We start from the raw sequence: 23,216 nt of genomic DNA, 5'->3' as shown, positions 1-23,216 counted from the left end.
ATGAACATAGTTTATAAGGAAAGCATATGAAAGTTATCGAGGGTGGCTTCCCAGCACCGAACGCAAAGATTGCTATTGTAATTTCTCGTTTCAATAGTTTTATCAATGAAAGCCTATTATCTGGTGCTATCGATACTTTAAAACGTCACGGCCAAGTAAGTGAAGACAACATCACTGTTGTTCGCTGCCCTGGTGCGGTAGAGCTACCATTGGTTGCTCAGCGAGTTGCTAAAACAGGTAAGTTTGATGCAATCGTGTCTTTGGGTACAGTAATTCGTGGCGGTACACCACATTTCGACTATGTTTGTAGTGAGTGTAATAAAGGTCTTGCGCAAGTGTCTCTGGAATATAGCCTACCAGTAGCATTTGGTGTATTGACTGTTGATACTATCGATCAAGCAATTGAGCGTGCCGGAACCAAGGCTGGTAATAAAGGTGCAGAGGCTGCACTAAGCGCGCTTGAAATGATCAACGTTCTTTCTGAAATCGATTCCTAATGGGGGCCAGTGTGAAACCAGCCGCACGTCGTAATGCACGTCAATTTGCTCTGCAAGCAATTTATTCTTGGCAAATTACTAAAGAAAATGTTGCCACTGTTGAAGAACAGTTCTTATCAGGTGGTAAGTATGATGAAGAAGAACATCATGCTGCTGAGCCTGCGTTGACTGCGCCAGAGACTGACGTTGTATATTTCCGTGATTTGCTCACGGGTGTCGCGTTGAATCACACGGAACTAGACAGCAAGTTACGTCCGTTCGTTTCTCGTCCAATGCAAGATCTAGACATGATGGAGCTTGCGCTTCTTCGTCTAGCTATGTACGAAATGACGAGCCGCGAAGACGTACCTTACAAAGTGGTTATCAACGAAGCTATTGAGCTTGCGAAAGTATTCGCAGCAGAAGACAGCCACAAGTTCGTTAATGGTGTTCTAGATAAAGCAGCACCTCACGTTCGCAAAAAGTAACGATTAACGTTTGTCTATTCGTAAAAAGGTCAGCAAATTGCTGGCCTTTTTTATATACTCTTCTCACCTTTCCAGCACAAAGCCTACAAGATGTCCGGTGAATTTAGTTTAATCGACAAGTACTTCGCGCATAAACAGCAGCAACGCAAAGACGTGGTCTTAGCACAGGGTGATGATTGTGCCATTGTTGCCCCTCCAGCTGACAGCCACATCGCCATTAGCACTGATACCTTAGTATCCGGTACCCACTTTCTCGCTGACGCCGATCCGGCTTGGATTGCACATAAGGCACTTGCCTCGAATATCAGTGATTTAGCTGCAATGGGTGCATCACCTGCTTGGGTCTCCATGGGGATCTCATTACCAGAAGTGAACGAACGCTGGCTTGAACGTTTTTGCAATGCGTTTTTCTCGTTAGCAGACTATTACGGTATCCAGCTCATTGGCGGCGACACCACAAAAGGACCGCTGGCGATTACTCTTACTGTGCAAGGCACACTGCCACAAGGCAAAGCCTTGACTCGAAGTGGGGCAAGTTCTGGAGACTGGGTATATGTGACAGGTCACCTCGGTGATGCCAAAGCCGGCCTTGATGTGATTCTGGAAAAAAACATCAGCGCGAATACCGAGCTCAACCGCGAATTAGAAAAGCGCCACTTTGAGGCGACGCCGAGAGTGCTTGCAGGCATTACCCTCCGTGATATCGCTTCTGCCGCGATTGATATCTCTGATGGCCTTATTTCTGACTTAGGGCATATTTTAAAGTGCTCAGACGTTGGCGCCCGTATTGATGTCGACTTGCTGCCTGTTTCGTCTGAACTCAAGCAATTCGTTGAGTCTGATGACATCGCAAAGCAGTACGCATTAACTAGCGGAGAAGAGTATGAACTCTGCTTTACGGTGCCGGAAGCCAACAGAGGGCAACTTGAGATCGCGCTTTCAAATACGCCATTTACCTGTATTGGACAAATAACGGGCACAGGCTATCTTGATCTACATTCTAACGACCAACCACTTGACTGGCAGTTGGGTGGATTCGACCACTTTAAGGTGAGCCAATGAGTAACCCCCTTGACTTAATCTCTTTGAAAAACCCTTGGCATTTGCTTGCGACTGGCTTTGGCAGTGGTCTATCGCCTGTTGTACCCGGTACTATGGGTACACTGGCAGCGATTCCGTTATATCTACTGTTAGCACAATTGCCTTTGGGCATGTATCTTATCGCGGTTTTACTGTCTTGTATTATCGGTATCAAAATCTGCCAAGTGACCTCAGATGATATGGGTGTGCACGATCATGGCTCTATCGTATGGGATGAGTTCGCCGGATTTTGGATCACCATGGCGATAGTTCCAGCACTCAAACTACCGATTGACGATTGGAAGTGGTTACTGACAGGCTTTGTGCTATTCCGTTTCTTCGATATGGTAAAACCATGGCCAATAGGTTGGCTCGATAAGCGCGTTCATGGTGGTTTAGGTATCATGATTGACGACATTGTTGCGGGTGTGATGGCGGGTATTTCACTTTACCTGGTCGGACGACTAGCAGGTTGGATTTAATAACGCTTTGTAATTAAACAATAAAATAAACGTGCCTTTAGAAAGGCACGTTTGAATGACAAAGCTTTACTATACGTTTAGCCAAAAGTTGCTATGATTGCGGCCTCTTTAAGTTTTGTAACAATTGGTATGTTCAGCAATCTACGTCTCTTCATCAATTCTTTTCTAGTAATGGCAAATACGGCTGTGACTGCATTCGTAGTTTGCACATTCTCGATCATCAAATTACTACTGCCACTGAAATTCGTTCAGACATTGATGACCAGCCTATCTAATAAACAGATGTGGCTTTGGGCGACGATTAACTTATGGCTGCTAAACTTGAATAACAACATTGAATGGGACGTTGAAGGCGGTGAAGATCTGACGCCAGACCAATGGTATATGTTGTTGTCTAACCATTTAAGCTGGGCTGACATTGTTATCATCACATCCGTGATGAAAAACAGAATGCCAATGTGCAAATTCTTACTAAAACAAAGCTTACTGTATGTGCCTTTCGTTGGTCTTGCTTGTTGGGGCTTGGATATGCCATTTATGAAGCGACACTCGCAGGCCTATCTGGTTAAGCACCCCGAGCGACGCAATGATGACTTTAATGCGATTCGCAAGGCTTGTAAAAAGTTTGAGCACGTGCCAACAACGATGATCAGTTTTGTTGAAGGGACGCGATATAGCGAAGAAAAGTTGGCGACGGTTAAAACACCTTATCGACACCTATTGAAGCCCAAAACAGGTGGTGTAGCGTTCACACTTAACGCCATGAACCATTTGTTGGATGGGGTCGTTGATATCACACTGGCGTATCCAGAAAATCGAGAAGACCCATTTAATGATTTGTTGAAGGGTAAGTTGACGAAAGTTGTGGTCAAAATCGATGTATATCAGATGGACGAAAACCTCAACGGCGATTACTTCAACGACAAAGTCTTCAAACGTCGCTTCCACAACTGGCTCAACGATGTATGGAAGCGCAAAGATGAAAAATTGGAAGCTATCTATTCGCAGAGCTAATAATAAGAGACAAGAATACAAAAAAGGGTCTACCAGTTGGTAGACCCTTTTTAATATCAATACATTAGGTTATCAATACAGACTACCCAACCGGTAATCTTGGAATGACTCGACAGCACCTTTCTGCTTCATTGATTAACACAGAAACAGCATGTGTATGGTAATTCTCTCCGCTCTTCCAAACGGTTTCTCCGAATATCTGACACAACTCAAAATCAGAAATAGTTCCCTTCATTTCTTGGTAGGCGACGGCAGAGATGATTTTCTGTTCCAATGATTCTGGACAGGATTCAACACGCCAACGACTCACTTGAATATTCGGCAAAGCACACTCCTTGTGGTCATATTTTCGTCATCCAAGCCACAGTAACACTATGAATTTACAGGATCAAGTTGATCTTGCTCACAGTTTTTTTGGGCTATTAATGTGCTAGTCGTAACCTATTGTAAACGCGCGAACTTATTTTTATTTGGTTAATACTTAATCATTAAAATAGTTTTTGCGAGTGATATAACGTTTGAGTTAAATGGTTTTCTGTACGGTTTCTATGTCGGACTCTGATTTGAAAGATCTTACTAGAGCGATCAGCTCTGGTAACAGCCACAGTGAAGAGACATACAGAGCATACTCGGCAAGAAGCCCAACAAGCGCCATGCCAACAGCAGTTTCTGTTCCTAAATAATTAGGTAGTACGTAGCTAAGAAGTAGGTAGGTAAAGATGGTATAGCTGACCGTAAGCCATAAAGGGTCACGACTGTTTTCAGAGAGCTTATTAGCTTTGGATTGGTGTTTAGAGCGTGATTGATTTTCCTTAATCATGGACAGTACTTCCTAATTATCCGTTACGTCTAAGATATTCAAACACTCTAGTCGCTGTTCACAAGAATACTCGACGGCTAATTAGAGCAATCTCATAATTCTATAAATTAATATTGTTAAGAATGAACCTCGCTCACAATTACTCGCTTAACACCATGGATCCAAGTATCTAGCTTTTTTCGTGATGACCTCTCATTTTAGAGTATTGATTCTAATTGTGATGGTTTGCCGACTACACTTTGAGATAACTATTAGAGTTCGCATATCGGTTGCGATAGACGATTAGACAGAGGATACAAGGATGGATTATCAACGCATTAAAGTAACTAGGGACGAGCACGTCGTGACTGTACGCTTAAACAGGGCGGATAAGCTTAATGGCGTCGACATGATTATGTTTAATGAGTTGATTCATGTGAGCAAAGCGCTTCGTAACGACCGAACGCTGAGGGCAGTTATCCTGACGGGAAGTGAAGGCAACTTTAGCTCAGGACTCGATTTCAAATCTATGATGAAAAACAAGAGCTTTGCTGCAAGACTCTTGTTTAAGTGGCTTCCTGGCCAATCAAATCGTGCACAGCAAGTAAGCAGTAATTGGCGAAAGCTATCCGTTCCTGTTATTGCTGTAATCGAAGGATATTGCTGGGGAGCGGGTATGCAAATCGCGCTAGGGGCCGATTTTAGATTCTGTGCGCCTAATGCCAACCTTTCAATCATGGAGTCGCGGATGGGATTAACCTCAGATATGGCGGGATCCATTGCTCTTAGAGAAATCATGCCGAAGGACCAAGCGATGCGAATCTCGATATGCGCTACAGAACTTGACGCTAAGGCTGCATTATCTATGGGATTAGTGACCGAAGTCAGCGATGATCCTATGAAAGAGGCATTGACACTTTGTACTCAAATCGCCCAAAAATCCCCAGATGTGACCGCCGCTATGAAGCATATGTACACTCGCTATTGGACCGCACCTGCATGGAAACTTTTGGCGTATGAAACTTATAGCCAGATACGCATTATGCTGGGGAGAAATTTTGTTCGCGTACAACAGGCTTTGAAAAAGAAAACATCACCACAATTCGAGCCAAGACAGCGTCACTGGTAAGTTCAACTATTTACGCTCACCACTTTTTATGATCAATGTAACGTGGCTGTGCTCTAGCCAGCCACGCCCATTGAGTTCATCTCTGCTTAATATTCAAAGTTAATTTACTCACATCAAATACCTCTCTTTGTGTTTTTTAAAACGCAGTTTCAAAACCAGATCTAGTTCAAGATTTAACCGTTAATTTTCCAATTTTAAGGATCAGTGATCACGTCTATGGCTGTTCGTATGTGAATGATATTGATCGTATAAGAACGGCTGTTACTATTAAAAGCATAAATTACGGTTAAGGAAAGTTATGTTAACGAAGTATTCAGCGAACCCCAGTGATGTGAAAAAGTACTCCACTGCACAACTGCGTGATGAGTTCTTGATCGACGAGCTATTCATACCATCTCGGGTATCGGTGGCGTATAGCCATATTGACCGAGCAGTTGCCTTAGGGATTTGTCCTCAAGATAAACCATTGATTTTAGAGGAGTGGATAGATAGTAAGTCGTTCGGGACCGAGTTTTTTCTTGAGCGAAGAGAGCTTGGGTTAGCTTGCTTAGAAGGAGCTGTAAAAGTAACCGTAGATGCAAAAACGTTCCATTTAAATGCTATGGATGTGCTTTATGTCGGCCTAGGCTCAAAGACAATTGAGATAGAGAAAGTAGAAGGTAACGCGACAGTCTACGGATTAAGTGCACCAGCGCACAAATCGCTACCCACAAGGGTAATTCCTCAGAGTGAGGCTCGCGTGGTAGAACTTGGTTCAATAGAGACGGCAAACCAACGCGTCATTAACCAATACCTGCATCCGGATGTGATAGAAACCTGTCAGCTATGTTTAGGAATCACTCATTTAGCACCGGGTAGCGTTTGGAACACGATGCCTGCACATACTCACGAGCGTCGAATGGAAGCGTATGTGTATTTCAATATCAAGCCAGAACAAGCCGTGTTTCATATGATGGGCGAACCTACCGAAACTCGTCACATTCTAGTTAGAGATAAACAACTCGTACTGTCACCAAGTTGGTCGATTCATTCGGGGTGTGGTACGCAAAACTATAGCTTTGTTTGGGGAATGTTAGGTGAAAATCAAACATTCGACGATATGGACTTTATTCCAATGGATACATTGGCTTAGTTGATACTAATAGGAAATTAACATGAACAAAACTCTGAAAAATGTACTTCTTACTACCGTAGCGGGCGCAGCAGTCACAGTATCATCAATGACATTTGCAGCAACGGAAATCAAAGCGGCATTTAACCAATCTGACAAGCACCCTCAATATTTGGCTTTGGAAGAGTTTGGTAAACAGTTAGAAGCGGAAACGGATGGTCGTTACAAAGTTACTATTTATCCCAATGCACTGCTCGGCGATCAACGTGCGTCGTTGGAGCTGGTTCAAGCTGGCGCAGTGCAAATGGCAGTAGTAGCAAACCCGTTGGTAGAAAACTATGACAATACCTTCACTGCAATCGGCATGCCTTTCGCTTATACCGGTATTGAGCATCAAGAAAAAGTGTTTACTTCCGGAGCTCTAGACAAGCTATTTGCCTCTACCAAAAAGTTTGGTTTTGAAGTATTGACGGCTTATACCGCTGGTTCTCGTAACGTTTATACCAAGGGGCATAACGTTAAGTCAGTCGAGGATATGAAAGGTCAGAAAATCCGCGTGATGCAGTCGAATACTATGGTAGAGATGCTAGGGTGCATGGGCGGCACTGGTGTGCCGATGAGTCAAGGTGAAGTGTATACTGCGGTTCAACAAGGTGTCCTTGACGGTGGTGAGAATAATGAAATTACTTATGCCGATATGAAGCACTATGAAGTGGCTCCTTACTTTAGCAAAACTTCTCACTTGATGGTGCCTGACCTAGTCGTTATCAGCGACGACTTCATCAATTCAATGTCGAAGGAAGACCAAGCGACGATTCGTCGTTTAGCTAAAGAGTCGACTGTTGACGAGTTTGCTAAATGGAATGCTCAAATTGGTAAGGCTCGTGCGTTAGCGGAGGAGAATGGTGCGACCTTTATTGATGTCGACGTGAGACAATTCCAGGAAAGCTGCAAGCCTCTACAGCAAAAATTGATTAAAACTGACGCACAGAAAGAATTAACTAAGGCGATCAGTGAACTGAGCTAATTAAGAAGGAGTTAGGCGCCAAGCCTAACTCCTTTTTTGCAAGGAAAAGTCTAGTGGAAAAGTTGTTAGTCTGGACAGATAAGTTCAAGAAAATCATCGACTGGGTAGTGGAACGAGCTTGTATCGCTATTATGGCATTCTTGACAGTTCTTGTTACTTATCAGGTCGTTACTCGTTATGTCTTCAATAGTCCAAGTGCGGTGAGTGAAGTGCTGTCACGATACATGTTTGTCTGGTTGGTGTTGATTGGTGGGGCTTATGTGTTTGGCTTGAGAGAACATATGGCTATTACCTATGTACGAGATAAGTTCTCGCCGAAAATAGGCATACTGGTTGATATTTTCACTGAATGGACAATCGCTATATTTGCTTTCGTGGTTATGTGGCAAGGCGGATTCAAAGCGTCCGTTCGTCAAATGTGGCAGTTAGATTCGGCCTTAGAAGTGCCAATGGGTGTTATTTACTCGGCATTACCTATTGCCGGAGTGCTTATTCTTGTTTATTTCGTTATCAACCAACTGAAACTAATACATCAGTTTCAGCAACTTAGTGTAAAAGGATAGACATATGGATGCTGCTACCCTCGCTGCCCTTATTATGTTCGGCGGCGCTATCATTCTACTCGTTTTAGGTGCGCCGATAGGTATTAGTATTGGATTGCCTTCATTTGTTGCCATGGTCAGTATTCTGCCTTTAGCAGGCGCTACGACGACAGCCGCCCAACGAATGTTCACGGGTTTGGATAGTTTTGCATTGCTAGCGATACCGTTTTTCATTTTAGCGGGCAATATTATGAATAACGGTGGCATAGCCATACGACTCATTAATTGCTCGCGCATAGTAACGGGTTATTTTCCTGGAGCATTAGCCCAAACTAATGTGGTCTCCAATATGTTGTTTGGTTCAATCAGTGGCTCTGGCGTTGCTTCGGCAGCGGCGATTGGTGGAATTATGAACCCTATTCAAGAGAAGGAAGGGTACGACTCGCCATTTAGAACAGCGGTAAATATTGCATCTGCTCCAACTGGAATGTTGATTCCACCAAGTAACACGTTAATTGTTTATGCGACAGTCGCTGGTTCGGTATCTATTTCAGCACTCTTTATGGGCGGTTATTTGCCCGGCTTACTCTGGGGTGGTGGCGTTATGCTAGTGGCAGGGTTTATGGCCTATCGCCGTGGATATATGTCGAAACATGTGATGAGCCTTTCTGAGCGCGCCAAACTATTTATTGATGCAATACCTAGTTTGTCATTAGTGGTGGTAGTGATAGGAGGTATTCTCGCAGGCATCTTTACACCGACAGAAGCTTCAGCTATTGCGGTCGTTTACTCTTTGGCGCTTGGGTTTATATACAAAGCTCTGAAAGTTGAACAGCTCCCAAGTATTTTGTTGTCGACTGCCAAGTTAACTGCGATTGTCATCTTTATGATAGCCGCTTCGTCAATCATGTCGTGGGTAATGGCGTTTACGCAAATTCCTGGAGCTATAGCCGATGCTTTGTTGTCGTTAACCGATAACCCGATTGTGATTCTTCTAATCATCAATGTGATTTTATTGTTTGTAGGGACCTTTATGGATCCCACGCCAGCGGTATTAATTTTCACACCCATCTTTCTACCGATTTGTATGAATTTGGGTATGGATCCAGTCCAGTTTGGTATTTTGTTGGTGTTTAACTTGTCACTTGGCACTATAACACCACCAGTTGGACCAATACTATTTACTGGTTGTAAGGTTAGCGATATCAAAATTGACCATGTGATCAAAACGCTGCTACCATTCTTTGCGGTGATATTTTTAGTACTAATGGCAGTGACTTATATCCCGGCAATTTCGATGACGATCCCACAAATGATGGGCTTAGTGAAATAAGGAGCAGGTACTTGGAAAAAGTTGTTCGGCAGGAGTATAACGCCCCAGCCTTAGAGAAAGGGTTGGATATACTGGAGTTGCTAGCAAGTTCAGCTGAACCCATGTCAAAGAAACAGATCGCAGAGATGGTCGGTCGTAGTGTGGGAGAGATTTTCCGAGTACTATCCGTGTTGGCTCGTCGTGGTTATGTGACCTTTAATGAAGATAGCGGTAAATATATGTTTTCTATGCAAATGTTTACCGTTGCTAATCAGTATCCACCTCAGTCTCAACTGTTAAATATCGCCAAGCCATTAATGAAAATGGTGAGTGAAAAAGTCAATCAATCATGCCATGTTTCATGGTATGACAATCAGCATCTGGTGGTGATCGGAAGGGAAGAGAGTCCATATAAGATGGGTTTTAGCCTTAAGATTGGCGCTAAGTTAGACGTATGTTCATCCGGCTCTGGAATCGTACTGTTGAGCTTTAGTGATGAGCTCAAAAGAGAGAAAATACTCAAGCAGAGTGGTGCAACTGATTACGAAATAGAACAAGCGAAAGCTTTACTCAATCAGACCAAGAATCAAGGTTACTTTATTGGTCCCAGTCCACAAATTTCGGGTATTACTAATATCAGTGTGCCGATCTTTACGGGCAGTGAGATGTTGGCTGTGTTGACTGTTCCATACGTCACTTTAGACTCTGATGCAGTTCATCATGCTGTAGATAGTATTGAAACGACAAAGAACGAGTTAGTCGCTATTTGCCAATCAATCAGTCATCAGTTAACGCCCCAAGTGTAATACTTTCAAAGGCGTGTGGTTATTTCATAGATAGCGACATGCCTTTACTCTTCTTAGGTCTAATTGTTCAATAATGCCTCTGAATTCATCAAGACCACGCTAGATTATTCATCTGTGACAAGCTAAGATTTCTTCTTTCTATTCAGCACATTTATCACAGAGTTTTTTAACTCTAACGCGCTAATTTATCGAACAAATTTACGAGACTAACAACGTATAGCACCATGTGGAGCCACGAGTGAGCGAATTCCAAGATCTATCCATACAAATCGAACAAATCTCTCAAGCTGAGGAGCATGAGCAACCAAGTGTGCTTAATGAACTTATAGAGCAGGGGATGGAGTCGTCGTCGGTGGGATTGATATTGGAAGCCTTTCCTATAGAGCAAAGGGTTCGTTTGTGGCGTGAGTTGCCGCTGGAAATGCATATCGAAGTGCTCACAGAGACTCGTGCGGAAGTACGTGTTTCTATTCTGGATGCGTTATCGGAAACTGAGCTTAAGCTTACGCTGGCGAAGTTGGATAACCTTTCGCTTATCGAGTGGGCGGACTCACTGCCTGATGACATCATTGCCGAAGCTATCTCTTTACTTGAAAAGGATGAGCTAGAGCTTTATGACCAAGCCAATGAATATGAAGAAGATCAGATTGGCCGCTGGGCAGATAGGAAAGTCATTACGATTCCTTTTAGTATCTCAGTAGACAGAGCCAAGCTGTTGATTGATAAATACAATTATGAGCAGCCAGAGCATATCTATCTAATTGATAAGCAAAAACGTTTTCGTGGGATGGTGGCTTATTGCGATGTCTTAAAAAGTGATCCTAAAACGCGAATCAAACAATTGGTTTTGGAGCACGTCACCACGCTTAGTGCAAAGCTAACATTGGCCGAATCGGTGGAAGCAATGGAGCGCTCCTCCTTCAGTGCATTGCCTATTCTTGATGAACGTAAATTGTTGGTAGGGGAGATTGACTGGAAGTTTGCTCTTAGCACGCAACGAGAAATCTACGAGACGCGTTTAATGGCCGGTACGGGTATGGATGAAGGCGATGACCTCTTCGCACCAGTATTGAAAAGTTCGCAAAAGCGTGGGGTTTGGTTGGGGATTAACTTGCTTACCGCTATTTTAGCTTCAGTGACAATTGGCTTGTTTGAAAACGTCATTTCGCAGGTTGTTGCCCTTGCGATCCTTATGCCTATTGTCGGTTCTATGGGTGGGATCGCAGGAAGCCAGACACTAACTTTGATCGTGCGTTCTATGGCTCTCAACCAGATTACCTCCGGTAACCGATTTGCCCTTATCAAGAATGAGTTGGGCATTGGTGCAATTAACGGGCTACTGTGGGCGATCATCATAGGTGCGATGGCTGGATTGTGGTTCCAGTCTTCGATCCTTGGTGCGACCATAGCGTTGGCTATCGTCGTCAATATCATCACAGCAGCGCTGTTTGGTGTCTTGATTCCTCTGGTTCTGGATAAGCTCAAGCTTGATCCTGCTTTAGCGGGTTCAGTCATATTAACGACGGTTACCGATGTGGTCGGCTTCTTTGCGTTCCTTGGTACCGCAAGCCTAGTCATGTTGTAAGTCTTCATTAAGAGGGTTGTAAGAATTGGACTGCAACCCTCTTTTCCTATGATTTTAAAACGAAAAACCTTCCCTTTTTCCCTGATTTTAATTGAGCCTTTTTGTTTTGTAATTAGTTGAATGTAAATGTAAATTCATCCTATTTGATATTGTTTTGGCTATTTGGGATCTTCTCTTTCTAATTCCTTTGTTTTTATCAATAAATCTCTAGTTTTTAAGTGCTTGCGATGCTCTAAAGTCTGGCTATAATCGCGCGCCATTTTATTAATGGTGTGAATGGGATGAGCCGCTCGCCTGGCGCCTCTCCTGTAATAATCCACTTTAATCAACTTGCTCATCATTTATCTATCGTGATGATGCGAGAGGATCGCGAAACAAATGAAACTAATTAAAACCACGATTGCTGCTGCACTAATGTCTACTATGCTAACTGGCTGTATTGGCCAAATGGCAACAACGAGTATGGTGATGTATGAAGTTAACCTAAAAGGTGTGGACAACCGTTATGCTCGTGCTGGCCTATACACTTTGATGTCACCAGTTTATGCCATTACAGCGGCAGCGGATCTATTCGTGATTAACTCTATTGAGTTCTGGACTGGTACCAACCCACTAACTAAGAAAAAGGCGGTAGCGGACACTCCTGCTGAAGCGTACATCAAAGTAAACCACAAGGTAGGAAAGAAGCTCTCTACTGCACCTGTTAAGTTATCTATGCTGGATGACAACACAACGCAGATGGACTTCATTGATGATTCTGGTAAGGCACGCACACTTGTCGGTGTGAGCGGTAAAGACTCGGTTGATTTCTACCTAGATGGTGAGTTCATTACTACGGCATCCCACACAGAACTAGAACAGTACGCAACGGCGTCTTAATAGTTATCAGAGCCTGCTCATTGATTCGAGCAGGTTCGTTTTTGCCAGCTGCTTACTAACGTTGACACTTCAAACGATCAACACTTTTATTGATGCAGAAACTGGAGTTCCCTGCGCTTTCCTCCTATCATCCGCACATATTTCTGCGATCGTGTGAACCTATCATGTCTTTTTCTGAGTTAACGTTAAGCTCGGCATTAATTGATGCCATTCCTAGTGAATTCTCTCATGCTACTCATATTCAAACCCTCGCTATTCCTGCTATTACCGCACAGCACGATGTCTTGGCTCTTGCACAAACTGGGAGCGGTAAGACCTTAGCCTTTGGCCTTGGGCTGATAGAGCAGTTGCTTAACAACGAGATAAAGCAAGCCTTGATACTAGTGCCTACGCGTGAATTGGCGAAACAGGTAACAGAGACCATCGATCCTATCGTCGCTCTATTAGGTTATTCAGTTGCTGTGGTTTGCGGCGGCGAGGATGTAGAGCCGCAGGTGGGTCAGCTTAATGCTGCTCCAGAGATTGTAGTGGCAACACCAGGACGTTTGCTCGATATCATGAATAAACAGCTGGTGGACACTCAACGTATTGAAACTGTGGTGCTTGATGAAGTTGACCGTTTACTCGATATGGGTTTCTGGCCAGACATTCAGATTATACTCAATGGATTGAGCCACAGAAAACAAACCTTAATGTTCTCAGCAACGCTACCAGAACAATTGGAAGCAAAAGTCACGACTTTGCTTAACAATCCAATCAGAGTTGTAGCCAATAAAACCAATAGTGTGGTGGAGCAGATTGCAGAGACATTGTATTTGGTAAATAAAGGCAGTAAAGCCAATGTGCTGATTAAGCAAATTACTCAGCATCAATGGCCTCAGGTGTTGGTGTTTATTGGTGCACGAGACAATGCCGATGCGCTTTGTAAGAAGTTGAATAAAGCAGGTATTACTAGTGGCGCCTTACATGGTAATAAGGAGCAAACGGAGCGTGAACGTACCTTACAGGCCTTCAAACAAGGTGAGATTCAAGTACTGATTGCTACCGATATTTTAGCTCGAGGCATCCATGTAGATGATCTTCCAGTCGTGATTAATTATGAGTTGCCAAGTGACCCGTCTGTATACGTGCATCGAGTTGGGCGCACCGCCAGAGCAGGAAAAACGGGACAGGCATTGTCGCTAGTTTGCCATGGTGAAACCGAATATCTTGAGGCGATTCGTCAACTCACATTACGAAGTTTAGTGTTGGAAGAGCTGGCTGACTTTCCGGTGACGGATAAACCCTCGACAGGAGAAAGCAAGCGCCCTAAACGAGATAAGCAAGCCAATCGACGCACCAATAAAAAGACCCGTGCGAGTCAATTCAAGAGCAAGAAACGTTAGCATCGAGTTCGCAACAGAGAGCGTTAAGGAAAGCAGTCATGGCAACCATGAAAGACGTAGCAGAGTTAGCAGGGGTTTCGACAGCGACAGTATCGAGGGTAATCAACCGCTCACACTACGTAGAACCAGTAACGTTGGAGCGGGTAGAAAAAGCGATTAAAACGCTTAACTATCGTCGTGACCCTCGAGCCGCTGCGTTAGCGAAACGAAGCAATAACACGTTAGGTCTACTCACAGGTAACTTGGCTGATCCCTTCTTTGCACTAATCGCCAAAAATGTGGAAGAGGTGGTACGTCTTAATGGTCATCAACTGGTAGTGGTGAGTGGCGGTCACAATGCGGAACGTGAAAAAGAAGGCTTGGACTTTCTTATTGGCCAAGGCTGTGAAGCTATGGTTGTGCACGCCAAAATGCTTGATGATGCCACTTTGCTCCGCTACGCTGCCCAAGCTCCCGCTATGGTTCTACTCAATCGCACTATTCCACAGATCTCGAATCGCTCGGTATGGGTGGATAATCGCGCTGGAGCAAAGGTCTCGGTGGAGCATTTGATTGCTTTAGGTCATCGCAAGATAGCCTACGTCACCAGCGACCTGCCGATAGAAGATAGAACCGATCGCCTTCAAGGCTATAAAGACGCCATGTCATCTGCCAACATTGAAGTACCGCCTAGCTGGATTATTAACGAGAATTTCAGTGAGTCTGGCGGTGAAGCGGCAGGAAAGGCTTTGATGGCGCGGTGCCCAGAAGTTACTGCTGTGGTGACGTTTAATGATGTCATGGCGGCGGGGTTGATGGCGAGTCTCTACGAACAAGGCGTTGTAGTACCTGACGATATGTCTATTGTGGGTTTTGATGATGTGTTGTTGGCACGCTATCTTTATCCACGTTTAACCACAATGCATAACCCTATCGACGAGATGTCGGTGCATGCCACGAAGCTAGCACTGAACCTCAAAAAATCAGCCTATACTCCTCCCCATAACCATCGTTTTGAAGCTAATTTAGTCGAAAGACAGACCGTCAAGCCGTTAAAAAGGTAATTATCAATGAAAAAACGTGAGAATGTTCACATCAGATAATCTCATGTAAGCGCTTACATGAAACAGTCATCTAGCTCTCAATTTTGGAATGAGGCTAAGGATATTATCTCTGCGAACAAACCCTACACAGTTTTTGAGGATATACATTATGACAAATTCAAAGCCTCTGCCCTCATTTGGTTTAGCGCTCGCCCCTATCGCGGTGATGTTTTTGCTTTTGGCAATCGGCTACGGAGCGCTAGGACTACGAATTGAAGTCTTGCTGCTGATTTCTGCGGCATTTACTGGTTTCATCGCTTGGAAGATGGGCTACAACTGGGATGACATTATTGGCGCTATTGTTGAGAAGCTTGCCAAGGCGATGCCAGTCATCCTAATTCTTGTTTCTGTTGGCGGCCTTATCGCCAGTTGGATGGTGAGCGGCACGATCCCTTATATGGTGTATTGGGGACTTAAAGTGATCAGTCCCGAATACATCCTTATCGCTGCCTTTTTCGTGACTAGCGTAGTATCGGTATGTACAGGTACATCTTGGGGTTCAGCAGGTACTGTTGGTGTTGCACTAATGGGTGTTGCGGCCGGCCTAGATGTGTCGCTTGCTGCCGCTGCGGGTGCAGTAGTTTCCGGCGCTTATTTCGGCGATAAAATCTCTCCATTGTCTGATTCAACCAACTTTGCTCCAGTGGTATCAGGCACAACCTTGTACGAACACATCCAACATATGCTCTACACTACCTTGCCAGGCTTTGTGATTGCCGCAACCGTGTTCTTCTTTGCTGGTCAAAGTGCCGATGTGGCAGGAGTGAGCGAACCAGAGAAAGTCGTTGAGATCTTAGCGGGCCTTGAAAGCCTTTATAACCTCAACATTGTTCTTATTATTCCACCAGTGATGATCCTTTGGGGTGCTCTTACTAAAAAGCCAGTATTACCGCTGATGCTTGCAGCGTCGGCGATTGCTATAGCACTTGGCATGCTACTTCAAGGCTTCTCGCTACAACAAGGTTTCCAAGCGTATGTTGATGGCTTCAATCTATCAATGTTTGAAGCGAATGGTCACGAAGTATCAGGCATTATTCCAGATGTAGCGAAGCTGCTTAACCGTGGTGGTCTGTTCTCAATGATGAGCACTATCTTGTTGGTATTCTGTGCCTTCTCTTTCGCAGGTATTTTAAGCTTAACTGGCGCATTGAACGTGGTACTTGGTCGCTTCCTGCATCTGATTCACTCAACGGGTCAATTGATTGCTTCAACGGTTATCGCGACGATTACGGTTGTGTTCACGACATCAGACGGCAAATTAGCACTATTGATTCCGGGAGAACTGTTCCAAAACGCCTACCGAAAAATGGGTCTAGATACCAAGAACCTCTCTCGTACTATCGAAGATGCAGGCACAATTATTGAACCGCTAGTGCCTTGGACCGCTGCAGGTATTTACATGGCGGGCACGCTAGGCGTAGCAACGCTTGATTATCTACCTTGGGCGATTCAGTGCTATACCGGCGTTATCTTCGCGCTTATTTACGGTTTTACTGGTTTTGGTATTGCGAAAGCGAAGCCAGAATCAACAGATAGTACAGAATTACAAACTGTTGCTACCCCAACAAAATAAGGTAACTGCTGAATGAATTGCTTCGACCAAACGTTAGAACGTCGTAACACTGGCTCGCTTAAATGGGATTTTATGGGTCAGAAGCTAGGATTGCATCAATCGGATTTACTCCCTATGTGGGTCTCAGACTATGATTTCAAAGCGCCACAAGTGGTATTAGATGCGCTAACGCAGCGCACTGAGCATGGTGTCTTTGGCTATGCAGAGCGAGATGCTGACTATTATCAAGCCATCATTGACTGGTTTGCTACTCAGCATGACACCCATATCGATAAGGAGTGGGTCACAACGGTCCATGGTGTGTTGCCTGGGTTATCGATCGCACTGCAAATGCTTACCAATATTGGTGACCAGATTGTCATGCAGTCTCCGGGCTACGGGTCCTTTCGCAAAATCATTGAGTTCAACGACCGAGTAGTGAAGGAAAATCCATTAACGCTTGAGAATGGCGAGTACAGTATTGACTTTGAACACCTCGAGCAGTGCTTTGCTCAAGGTGCAAAGGCGATGATCTTTTGTAATCCTCACAACCCAACGGGACGTGTGTGGTCACAGCAAGATGTGCTAAAGCTTGCAGAGCTTTGCGAGCGCTATCAAGTGTGGTTGTTAAGTGATGAAATTTGGTGCGATCTTACGCTTTCCGGCCAACAACACTATTCGGCGCTGAAACTGCCGCAAAGCCTAAATCAACGTTTGATAGTGGCAACGGCAGCGAGCAAGACCTTTGGCCTTTCGTCACTGCGTATCTCTAATTTCATTATTCCTAATGAAGAACTGAGAGCACGCTTTGTTAGACGATTAGATGCTCATGGCATGGATGTGTTTAATAGCTTGTCTTTGGTCGCCGCGACTGTTGCCTATCAGCATTGTGCCGAATGGTTGGAGCAATTAAAGCAGTATCTAGAACGAAATATCGAGCGACTTCAACGCTTTGTAGAATTGGAGCTTTCAGGTACAGGGGTGAAGTTTTTACCTCCTCAAGCGGGCTATCTAGCGTGGTTGGATTGCCGAGCACTTGGCCTTACTGACAACGATCTGGAGCAGCGCTTTATCAACTCTGGCGTGGTGCCAAGTATGGGCACAGCCTTTGGTAAAGAAGGTTCGGGCTTTGTCCGCCTTAACCTTGGTTGTCCAGAGACTACGTTGCAAAGAGCACTTACTTGTATTAAACACGCCTTAGTATAACCCTACATCTGTGATGTGATTCACGTATTCTTTGATAACTAGCGAGTACTAGGAATTTTTCCTAGTACTCCTAAGACCGCCTCTCAAGCCATTATCCCGGCCAATTCTTACACTCTTGCTCATAGATTTTCAGCGCTATTAGCGCTGATCCTCAAACGAATTTACTTTTTGCACCACACCAAGACCGGCGATGGGTCGCTCTTTGGGTAGTGCTGCCGCTTATGTTGAGAGTCTAAGGATTCATCATGTTGAAATTTCTAGAGCAAGTGCGTAAGCCGACGTTGGATCTTCCCGTCGAGCAAAGACGCAAAATGTGGTTTAAACCCTTCTTACAGTCCTATTTAGTAGTCTTTATCGGTTACATGACCATGTACCTGATTCGTAAGAACTTCAATATCGCGCAAAACGATATGATTTCGAACTATGGGCTTTCCATGACTGAACTTGGTTTGATTGGTCTTGGTTTCTCCATCACTTACGGTATTGGTAAAACCGTGGTGTCCTACTATGCCGATGGCAAGAACACCAAACAGTTCCTTCCGTTTATGCTGATCCTTTCAGGTCTTGCGATGCTTGGCTTCAGTTTCAGTATGGGTGGCGGCAGCGTTAGTCTATTCCTAATGATTGCATTTTATGCACTAAGTGGTTTCTTCCAAAGTACCGGTGGACCTTCTAGTTATTCAACCATTACTAAGTGGACGCCACGTAACAAGCGTGGTTCATACCTTGGCCTTTGGAACATGTCGCACAACGTAGGTGGTGCAGGTGCGGCGGGTGTTGCGCTATTCGGTGCTAACTACCTGTTTGATGGCCACGTTATTGGTATGTTTGTGTTCCCATCTCTGATTGCTTTGGTGGTTGGTTTCTTTGGTCTTCGTTACGGTAGTGACTCTCCCGAAGCTTACGGTCTAGGTAAAGTAGAAGAATTGTTCGATGAAGCGGTGAGTGAAGAAGACGAAGCAGCTGAAGAAAACCAAATGACCAAGCGTGAAATCTTTGTTGAGTATGTACTTAAAAACAAAGTGATTTGGTTACTGTGTTTTGCCAATATCTTCTTGTATATCGTGCGTATCGGTATCGACCAATGGTCAACGGTTTATGCCTATCAAGAACTTGGTCTATCCAAAGAAGCGGCAATCTCAGGTTTCACTTTATTTGAAGTCGGTGCATTAGTGGGTACCTTACTTTGGGGTTATCTGTCTGATTTGGCGAATGGTCGCCGTGCTCTGGTAGCTTGTGTGTCATTGGCGCTAATCATCGTAAGCTTGGAGTTCTACCAGCATGCGACAAGCGAGTTCATGTATCTTGCTTCTCTATTTGTTCTAGGTTTCTTGGTCTTTGGTCCTCAACTACTTATCGGTGTAGCGGCAGTAGGTTTCGTACCTAAGAAAGCCATCAGTGTTGCCGACGGTGTGAAAGGGACGTTTGCTTACCTCATTGGTGACAGCTTTGCGAAGTTAGGTTTAGGTATGATTGCCGATGGTACGCCTATCTTTGGTCTAACTGGATGGAAAGGCACCTTTGCGGCTCTGGATACATCTGCAGCGATTTGTATCGGTCTACTTGTCTTCGTAGCTATCGCAGAAGAGAAGAAAATTCGTAAAGCTAAGAAGCAGTTACAACAAGTTACGGCTTAATATACCCCTGAAAAGCGCTGTCTACGATTTCGCATTTGGTTTGCCTGAGCCATTGGAATCATAGATAGCGCTTTTTTTAGAACCAAACGCTATTTGCTTAATCGATGCGTCGGCGTTAAGTTACCCCATTTTTCGCCTTTCTCTAGTTGGTACTTCATCATGATCAATGTTGTTTTAGTGGATGACCACATCATCGTACGTTCTGGGTTTGCTCAATTACTCAATCTAGAGGAAGACATTAATGTAGTCGGTGAGTTTAGCTCGGTTGAAGAAGCTAAAAGAGGGCTGCCGGGCAGTGGTGTGCAGGTATGTATTCTGGATATCTCGATGCCGGACGAAAGTGGTCTCGCGTTACTAGAGTCGATGCCCAAGGGCATTGCCTGTGTGATGCTCAGTGTGCATGACTCTCCTGCTATGGTGGAAAAGGCATTGGAATTAGGTGCACTTGGTTATTTGACCAAACGTTGCAGTCCTGATGAACTGATTCAAGCGGTGCGAACCAGTGCCAACGGTGGTTGCTATCTTACCCCGGATATTGCCATGAAACTGGCTTCTCCAAGACCGTTCCAACAAGCCTTATCTCGACTCACTAAACGTGAATATGAAGTGTCAGAGCTCTTGGCAACGGGACTCGATGTGAAGGCGGTAGCGGCCGAACTTGGATTAAGTCATAAAACCGTTCATGTTCATCGTGCTAATGCACTGGATAAACTTGCTGTCAAAAACAATGTGGAACTTGCCAAGTTGTTTAGGGCAGAAGCGACGTTGTAATGCGAACTTACCTCGTTGCCAGCGCCAGTGCATGGCTGATAACCCTGTGCAGTTGGTTTTGCTTATGGGTGATTTCCTATTACTTCGTTAACGACGCTGAGTTGGCAATTCTGTTTTTCCCGTTCGCTCTTAGGCTTGGGATTACCCTGCATGCCGCTAAAAAATACTGGGGTGCCGTTTATGCTGCTGAGTGGTGCTTAACCATCTCTCTGGCTATTTTGCTTGCGCAGCCTCAGTGGTCGGCCATTTTGGTTGCTAGTGCGCTAAGTATTCCTGTTGCCTTGGTTGCTGAGCGTTATTATCAAGGTGCTCAGTGGCGACGATTACTTATTCAAGCCGCAGCGATTGTTGCCTGCGCTCTGATTAACATGCTTGCTGTCGGCAGTCATAGTGACTCTCTGAGTTTCGTCGGTTTGGTGAGTGTTACGGCGGGGCTTATGCTGGTGCCGAGTTGTTACCTCATCTGGAATTACCTGTTTCAAAGTACGTGGCGACCTTTGACATCTAACCTCATTCATCAACCAATCGAATTTCACTATAAGCCCATTTTGCTGTTCATTGCACTGTTTGCGGTGAGCATTTCTCTGCAAGTCGGGCTGCCTGACGAGCTCAGGCGCTTTGCTCCGTTTTGTTTGGCAATACCCATCATCTTGCTTGCGTTTCGTTATGGATGGCAGGGTGCTCTGCTAGGTACGCTTCTTAATAGTTGTGCATTAATAGCGGCGCGTAGTGGGGTGTCACAGTTGGAAGTCACGGACCTACTGCTATCAATAAGTGCTCAATCATTAACGGGAATATTGCTGGGTGTGGCGGTGCAGAGACAGCGCGATTTAAACCATCAGCTTCGCTCTGAACTTACTCGCAATAAGCACTTAGCGAAACAGTTGGTGCAAGCGGAAGAGTCGGTGCGTAAGGACATTGCTCGCGAACTGCATGATGAAATTGGTCAGAATATCACTGCTATTCGAACGCAAGCGAGCATTATTAAGCGCGTCAACAATCCTGATTTGAGCATTGGTTGCGCTGATACCATTGAATCCTTGTCTCTGAATGTCTATGACACCACAAAAGGACTGCTTACTCGATTAAGACCAAAAACCTTGGATGATTTAGACGTGATCTCCGCCATTCAGCAAATGGTGCGTGAGATGGAGTTTGAACAGCTTGGTATTGAAGTTGAATTTACTGTCGACAATGTTAGCCAGCGAGTGCTCTCGGATATGATGGAGGTGACTTTGTTCCGTTTATGCCAAGAAGCGCTGAATAACATTCTCAAATACGCTCAAGCCAAACAGGTGCGAATAGAGCTCGTCATTGATGCGACAATCACGCTAAAGATTGCTGATGATGGTATTGGCTTTCCGCTTCAAGATAGCCAAAAAGGGTTTGGCCTTAAAGGCATGAAAGAGCGTGTTCAAGCGTTAGGTGGCCAGTTTGAGATTCGCAGCGTTGTTGACGGAGATGAAACACAACGTGGCACCGAAATTGATGCACGACTTCCATTGGTGTAGCGGGGTAGTTCATGACAGTCAAAGTAGCAGAACAACAGATGAAACATCAAGATAGCGCGAGTGTCGATACTCGCTATCGGTACTGGCGTTTTCACATCATGCTGGGAATGTATCTCGGCTATGCCGGTTTTTATCTTACCCGAAAAACCTTCAATTACACCGCGCCTGCACTTATTGCCGACCTTGGTTTAGACAAGGGAGACATCGGCATGATGGGCACCATGTTCTATTTGATGTATGGGCTATCAAAATTTGTCTCAGGTATTATTTCAGACCGTTCCAACCCTCGTTATTTTATGGGTATCGGGCTTATTGCCAGTGGAGTGGTAAACATTGTTTTTGGTCTGTCGAGTTCGCTGTTTGTTCTCGCGAGTTTATGGATTCTTAATGCTTGGTTCCAAGGTTGGGGTTGGCCGTCCTGTTCCAAGCTTTTGACCACTTGGTACTCCAGAACCGAAAGAGGGTTTTTCTGGTCGCTTTGGAATACGGCACATAATGTCGGTGGTGCGATGATTCCTTTGCTGGTGGGCTTTCTAACCTTTCATTATAGTTGGCGCGAAGGGTTTATTATTCCGGGCGTAATAAGCGTGCTGATAGGTTTATTTCTCTGTTGGCGACTGCGTGATAAACCCACGTCAATGGGATTGCCTACCGTAGGCCAATGGCGCAATGATAAGTTAGAATTGGCTCAAGAAAACGACGGAGTAGGGCTGAAGCCGAAGCAGATTCTCTGGTCGTATGTTCTCAACAATAAATACATTTGGTTGCTCGCTTTTAGCTACGTATTGGTTTACATCGTGCGCACGGCGATTAATGACTGGGGTAACTTGTATCTGACTGAGCAGCATCATTACAGTTTAATCAACGCCAATGCATCAGTATCTTTGTTTGAAGTCGGCGGCTTTGTGGGGTCTTTAGTCGCTGGCTGGGGCTCAGACAAGCTATTTGGCGGTAATCGTGGACCAATGAACCTGATTTTCGCAATGGGGATTTTCCTGTCTGTTGCCGCGCTCTGGTTAATGCCATTAACCAACTTTGTGTTTCAGTCTGCTGGTTTTTTTGCCATTGGTTTCTTTGTTTTTGGACCGCAGATGCTCATTGGTATGGCGGCGGCTGAGTGTTCACATAAAGACTCAGCAGGTGCGGCTACAGGATTTGTTGGACTGTTTGCCTATATGGGCGCAGCTCTTGCTGGCTACCCACTTGCGATGGTATTAGAGCAGTTTCATTGGACTGGGTTCTTTGTGGTGATATCGGTCTGTTCGGCTGTCATCGGCCTATTGTTGTTACCCTTTTTACAAGCACAATTCAGTCAGCGTTAATTCATGGTTTGATGGCTCGG

Annotated in this window: 23 protein-coding genes; 21 read left to right on the top strand and 2 right to left on the bottom strand. The window is 44.8% G+C overall.

Features of this window, described 5'->3' with window-relative positions:
* The first annotated feature begins 26 nt into the window (after positions 1 to 26).
* The 5 genes from ribH to yihG all read left to right on the top strand — a co-directional run bounded on the left by ribH (position 27) and on the right by yihG (position 3,540).
* Positions 27 to 497, top strand: coding sequence for a 6,7-dimethyl-8-ribityllumazine synthase (gene ribH, locus JKJ11_RS12700; RefSeq protein WP_004415274.1), 471 nt, complete (start codon positions 27 to 29; stop codon positions 495 to 497).
* On the top strand, positions 497 to 964 hold the full coding sequence (gene nusB / locus JKJ11_RS12695; protein WP_006069876.1) for a transcription antitermination factor NusB: 468 nt from the start codon (positions 497 to 499) through the stop codon (positions 962 to 964). The genes ribH and nusB overlap by 1 nt, the downstream gene beginning before the upstream one ends.
* A gap of 90 nt (positions 965 to 1,054) precedes the next feature.
* Positions 1,055 to 2,026, top strand: a complete 972-nt coding sequence (gene thiL / locus JKJ11_RS12690) for a thiamine-phosphate kinase (protein WP_062458073.1) — start codon at positions 1,055 to 1,057, stop codon at positions 2,024 to 2,026.
* Positions 2,023 to 2,526, top strand: coding sequence for a phosphatidylglycerophosphatase A (pgpA, locus tag JKJ11_RS12685; RefSeq protein ID WP_124940135.1), 504 nt, complete (start codon positions 2,023 to 2,025; stop codon positions 2,524 to 2,526). Before thiL ends, pgpA begins: the two co-directional genes overlap by 4 nt.
* A gap of 129 nt (positions 2,527 to 2,655) precedes the next feature.
* Positions 2,656 to 3,540 carry a 1-acylglycerol-3-phosphate O-acyltransferase, YihG family gene (gene yihG / locus JKJ11_RS12680; protein ID WP_252038285.1) on the top strand — a complete coding sequence of 295 codons (885 nt, stop codon included), beginning with the start codon at positions 2,656 to 2,658 and terminating at the stop codon, positions 3,538 to 3,540.
* 82 nt (positions 3,541 to 3,622) lie between these two features.
* Here yihG and JKJ11_RS12675 read toward each other — a convergent pair whose 3' ends face one another.
* A complete protein-coding gene (locus tag JKJ11_RS12675) occupies positions 3,623 to 3,865 on the bottom strand; it encodes a hypothetical protein (RefSeq protein ID WP_038167169.1) in 243 nt (80 codons plus the stop codon).
* Between the two features lie 198 nt (positions 3,866 to 4,063).
* Positions 4,064 to 4,360 carry a hypothetical protein gene (locus JKJ11_RS12670; protein WP_031494511.1) on the bottom strand — a complete coding sequence of 99 codons (297 nt, stop codon included), beginning with the start codon at positions 4,358 to 4,360 and terminating at the stop codon, positions 4,064 to 4,066.
* 301 nt (positions 4,361 to 4,661) lie between these two features.
* Here JKJ11_RS12670 and JKJ11_RS12665 point away from each other — a divergent pair, with 301 nt between their 5' ends.
* The 16 genes from JKJ11_RS12665 (at position 4,662) to JKJ11_RS12590 (ending at position 23,196) form a co-directional block, all read left to right on the top strand.
* Positions 4,662 to 5,468, top strand: a complete 807-nt coding sequence (locus JKJ11_RS12665; protein WP_006069881.1) for a crotonase/enoyl-CoA hydratase family protein — start codon at positions 4,662 to 4,664, stop codon at positions 5,466 to 5,468.
* A 298-nt stretch (positions 5,469 to 5,766) separates the two neighbouring features.
* Positions 5,767 to 6,600, top strand: coding sequence for a 5-dehydro-4-deoxy-D-glucuronate isomerase (gene kduI, locus JKJ11_RS12660; RefSeq protein WP_124940133.1), 834 nt, complete (start codon positions 5,767 to 5,769; stop codon positions 6,598 to 6,600).
* A gap of 22 nt (positions 6,601 to 6,622) precedes the next feature.
* Positions 6,623 to 7,606 carry a TRAP transporter substrate-binding protein gene (locus JKJ11_RS12655; RefSeq protein ID WP_006069883.1) on the top strand — a complete coding sequence of 328 codons (984 nt, stop codon included), beginning with the start codon at positions 6,623 to 6,625 and terminating at the stop codon, positions 7,604 to 7,606.
* Positions 7,607 to 7,659: 53 nt separating this feature from the next.
* On the top strand, positions 7,660 to 8,169 hold the full coding sequence (locus JKJ11_RS12650) for a TRAP transporter small permease (RefSeq protein WP_006069884.1): 510 nt from the start codon (positions 7,660 to 7,662) through the stop codon (positions 8,167 to 8,169).
* Between the two features lie 4 nt (positions 8,170 to 8,173).
* Positions 8,174 to 9,481 (top strand): TRAP transporter large permease, encoded by a 1,308-nt coding sequence (locus JKJ11_RS12645; protein WP_031496093.1) that lies wholly within the window; start codon positions 8,174 to 8,176, stop codon positions 9,479 to 9,481.
* Between the two features lie 11 nt (positions 9,482 to 9,492).
* On the top strand, positions 9,493 to 10,266 hold the full coding sequence (locus tag JKJ11_RS12640; protein ID WP_124940132.1) for an IclR family transcriptional regulator: 774 nt from the start codon (positions 9,493 to 9,495) through the stop codon (positions 10,264 to 10,266).
* Positions 10,267 to 10,504: 238 nt separating this feature from the next.
* A complete protein-coding gene (locus JKJ11_RS12635) occupies positions 10,505 to 11,851 on the top strand; it encodes a magnesium transporter (protein WP_252038284.1) in 1,347 nt (448 codons plus the stop codon).
* A 378-nt stretch (positions 11,852 to 12,229) separates the two neighbouring features.
* Positions 12,230 to 12,730: a DUF3332 domain-containing protein gene (locus JKJ11_RS12630; protein WP_006069888.1), complete on the top strand. Its 501-nt coding sequence runs from the start codon at positions 12,230 to 12,232 to the stop codon at positions 12,728 to 12,730.
* Between the two features lie 164 nt (positions 12,731 to 12,894).
* On the top strand, positions 12,895 to 14,115 hold the full coding sequence (locus tag JKJ11_RS12625; RefSeq protein WP_252038283.1) for a DEAD/DEAH box helicase: 1,221 nt from the start codon (positions 12,895 to 12,897) through the stop codon (positions 14,113 to 14,115).
* Between the two features lie 38 nt (positions 14,116 to 14,153).
* Entirely contained in the window at positions 14,154 to 15,158 is a 1,005-nt protein-coding gene (locus tag JKJ11_RS12620; protein WP_252038282.1) for a LacI family DNA-binding transcriptional regulator, read from the top strand.
* Positions 15,159 to 15,306: 148 nt separating this feature from the next.
* Positions 15,307 to 16,770 carry a Na+/H+ antiporter NhaC gene (gene nhaC / locus JKJ11_RS12615; protein WP_252038281.1) on the top strand — a complete coding sequence of 488 codons (1,464 nt, stop codon included), beginning with the start codon at positions 15,307 to 15,309 and terminating at the stop codon, positions 16,768 to 16,770.
* 12 nt (positions 16,771 to 16,782) lie between these two features.
* Positions 16,783 to 17,955 (top strand): MalY/PatB family protein, encoded by a 1,173-nt coding sequence (locus JKJ11_RS12610; protein WP_252038280.1) that lies wholly within the window; start codon positions 16,783 to 16,785, stop codon positions 17,953 to 17,955.
* Between the two features lie 245 nt (positions 17,956 to 18,200).
* Positions 18,201 to 19,592 (top strand): hexose-6-phosphate:phosphate antiporter UhpT, encoded by a 1,392-nt coding sequence (uhpT, locus tag JKJ11_RS12605; protein WP_031494267.1) that lies wholly within the window; start codon positions 18,201 to 18,203, stop codon positions 19,590 to 19,592.
* 159 nt (positions 19,593 to 19,751) lie between these two features.
* Positions 19,752 to 20,363, top strand: a complete 612-nt coding sequence (uhpA, locus tag JKJ11_RS12600) for a response regulator transcription factor UhpA (RefSeq protein WP_006069894.1) — start codon at positions 19,752 to 19,754, stop codon at positions 20,361 to 20,363.
* Positions 20,363 to 21,874 carry a signal transduction histidine-protein kinase/phosphatase UhpB gene (uhpB, locus tag JKJ11_RS12595; RefSeq protein ID WP_252038279.1) on the top strand — a complete coding sequence of 504 codons (1,512 nt, stop codon included), beginning with the start codon at positions 20,363 to 20,365 and terminating at the stop codon, positions 21,872 to 21,874. Before uhpA ends, uhpB begins: the two co-directional genes overlap by 1 nt.
* Positions 21,875 to 21,885: 11 nt before the next feature.
* Positions 21,886 to 23,196 (top strand): MFS transporter, encoded by a 1,311-nt coding sequence (locus JKJ11_RS12590; RefSeq protein WP_006069896.1) that lies wholly within the window; start codon positions 21,886 to 21,888, stop codon positions 23,194 to 23,196.
* The last annotated feature ends 20 nt before the right edge of the window (positions 23,197 to 23,216 follow it).

This window comes from Vibrio sp. SCSIO 43133, assembly GCF_023716845.1.
Taxonomy (GTDB): domain Bacteria; phylum Pseudomonadota; class Gammaproteobacteria; order Enterobacterales; family Vibrionaceae; genus Vibrio; species Vibrio mediterranei.
The sequence above is the reverse complement of the archived record's forward strand: the minus strand, read 5'-3'. Positions and strand labels throughout refer to the sequence as shown.

Excerpts from the sequence above, each read along its gene's own strand:
- ribH (WP_004415274.1), top strand. The coding sequence starts at position 27 with ATGAAAGTTATCGAGGGTGGCTTCCCAGCACCGAACGCAAAGATTGCT.
- nusB (WP_006069876.1), top strand. The coding sequence starts at position 497 with ATGGGGGCCAGTGTGAAACCAGCCGCACGTCGTAATGCACGTCAATTT.
- thiL (WP_062458073.1), top strand. The coding sequence starts at position 1,055 with ATGTCCGGTGAATTTAGTTTAATCGACAAGTACTTCGCGCATAAACAG.
- pgpA (WP_124940135.1), top strand. The coding sequence starts at position 2,023 with ATGAGTAACCCCCTTGACTTAATCTCTTTGAAAAACCCTTGGCATTTG.
- yihG (WP_252038285.1), top strand. The coding sequence starts at position 2,656 with ATGTTCAGCAATCTACGTCTCTTCATCAATTCTTTTCTAGTAATGGCA.
- JKJ11_RS12670 (WP_031494511.1), bottom strand. The coding sequence starts at position 4,360 with ATGATTAAGGAAAATCAATCACGCTCTAAACACCAATCCAAAGCTAAT.
- JKJ11_RS12665 (WP_006069881.1), top strand. The coding sequence starts at position 4,662 with ATGGATTATCAACGCATTAAAGTAACTAGGGACGAGCACGTCGTGACT.
- kduI (WP_124940133.1), top strand. The coding sequence starts at position 5,767 with ATGTTAACGAAGTATTCAGCGAACCCCAGTGATGTGAAAAAGTACTCC.
- JKJ11_RS12655 (WP_006069883.1), top strand. The coding sequence starts at position 6,623 with ATGAACAAAACTCTGAAAAATGTACTTCTTACTACCGTAGCGGGCGCA.
- JKJ11_RS12645 (WP_031496093.1), top strand. The coding sequence starts at position 8,174 with ATGGATGCTGCTACCCTCGCTGCCCTTATTATGTTCGGCGGCGCTATC.
- JKJ11_RS12630 (WP_006069888.1), top strand. The coding sequence starts at position 12,230 with ATGAAACTAATTAAAACCACGATTGCTGCTGCACTAATGTCTACTATG.
- JKJ11_RS12625 (WP_252038283.1), top strand. The coding sequence starts at position 12,895 with ATGTCTTTTTCTGAGTTAACGTTAAGCTCGGCATTAATTGATGCCATT.
- JKJ11_RS12620 (WP_252038282.1), top strand. The coding sequence starts at position 14,154 with ATGGCAACCATGAAAGACGTAGCAGAGTTAGCAGGGGTTTCGACAGCG.
- nhaC (WP_252038281.1), top strand. The coding sequence starts at position 15,307 with ATGACAAATTCAAAGCCTCTGCCCTCATTTGGTTTAGCGCTCGCCCCT.
- JKJ11_RS12610 (WP_252038280.1), top strand. The coding sequence starts at position 16,783 with ATGAATTGCTTCGACCAAACGTTAGAACGTCGTAACACTGGCTCGCTT.
- uhpT (WP_031494267.1), top strand. The coding sequence starts at position 18,201 with ATGTTGAAATTTCTAGAGCAAGTGCGTAAGCCGACGTTGGATCTTCCC.
- uhpA (WP_006069894.1), top strand. The coding sequence starts at position 19,752 with ATGATCAATGTTGTTTTAGTGGATGACCACATCATCGTACGTTCTGGG.
- uhpB (WP_252038279.1), top strand. The coding sequence starts at position 20,363 with ATGCGAACTTACCTCGTTGCCAGCGCCAGTGCATGGCTGATAACCCTG.
- JKJ11_RS12590 (WP_006069896.1), top strand. The coding sequence starts at position 21,886 with ATGACAGTCAAAGTAGCAGAACAACAGATGAAACATCAAGATAGCGCG.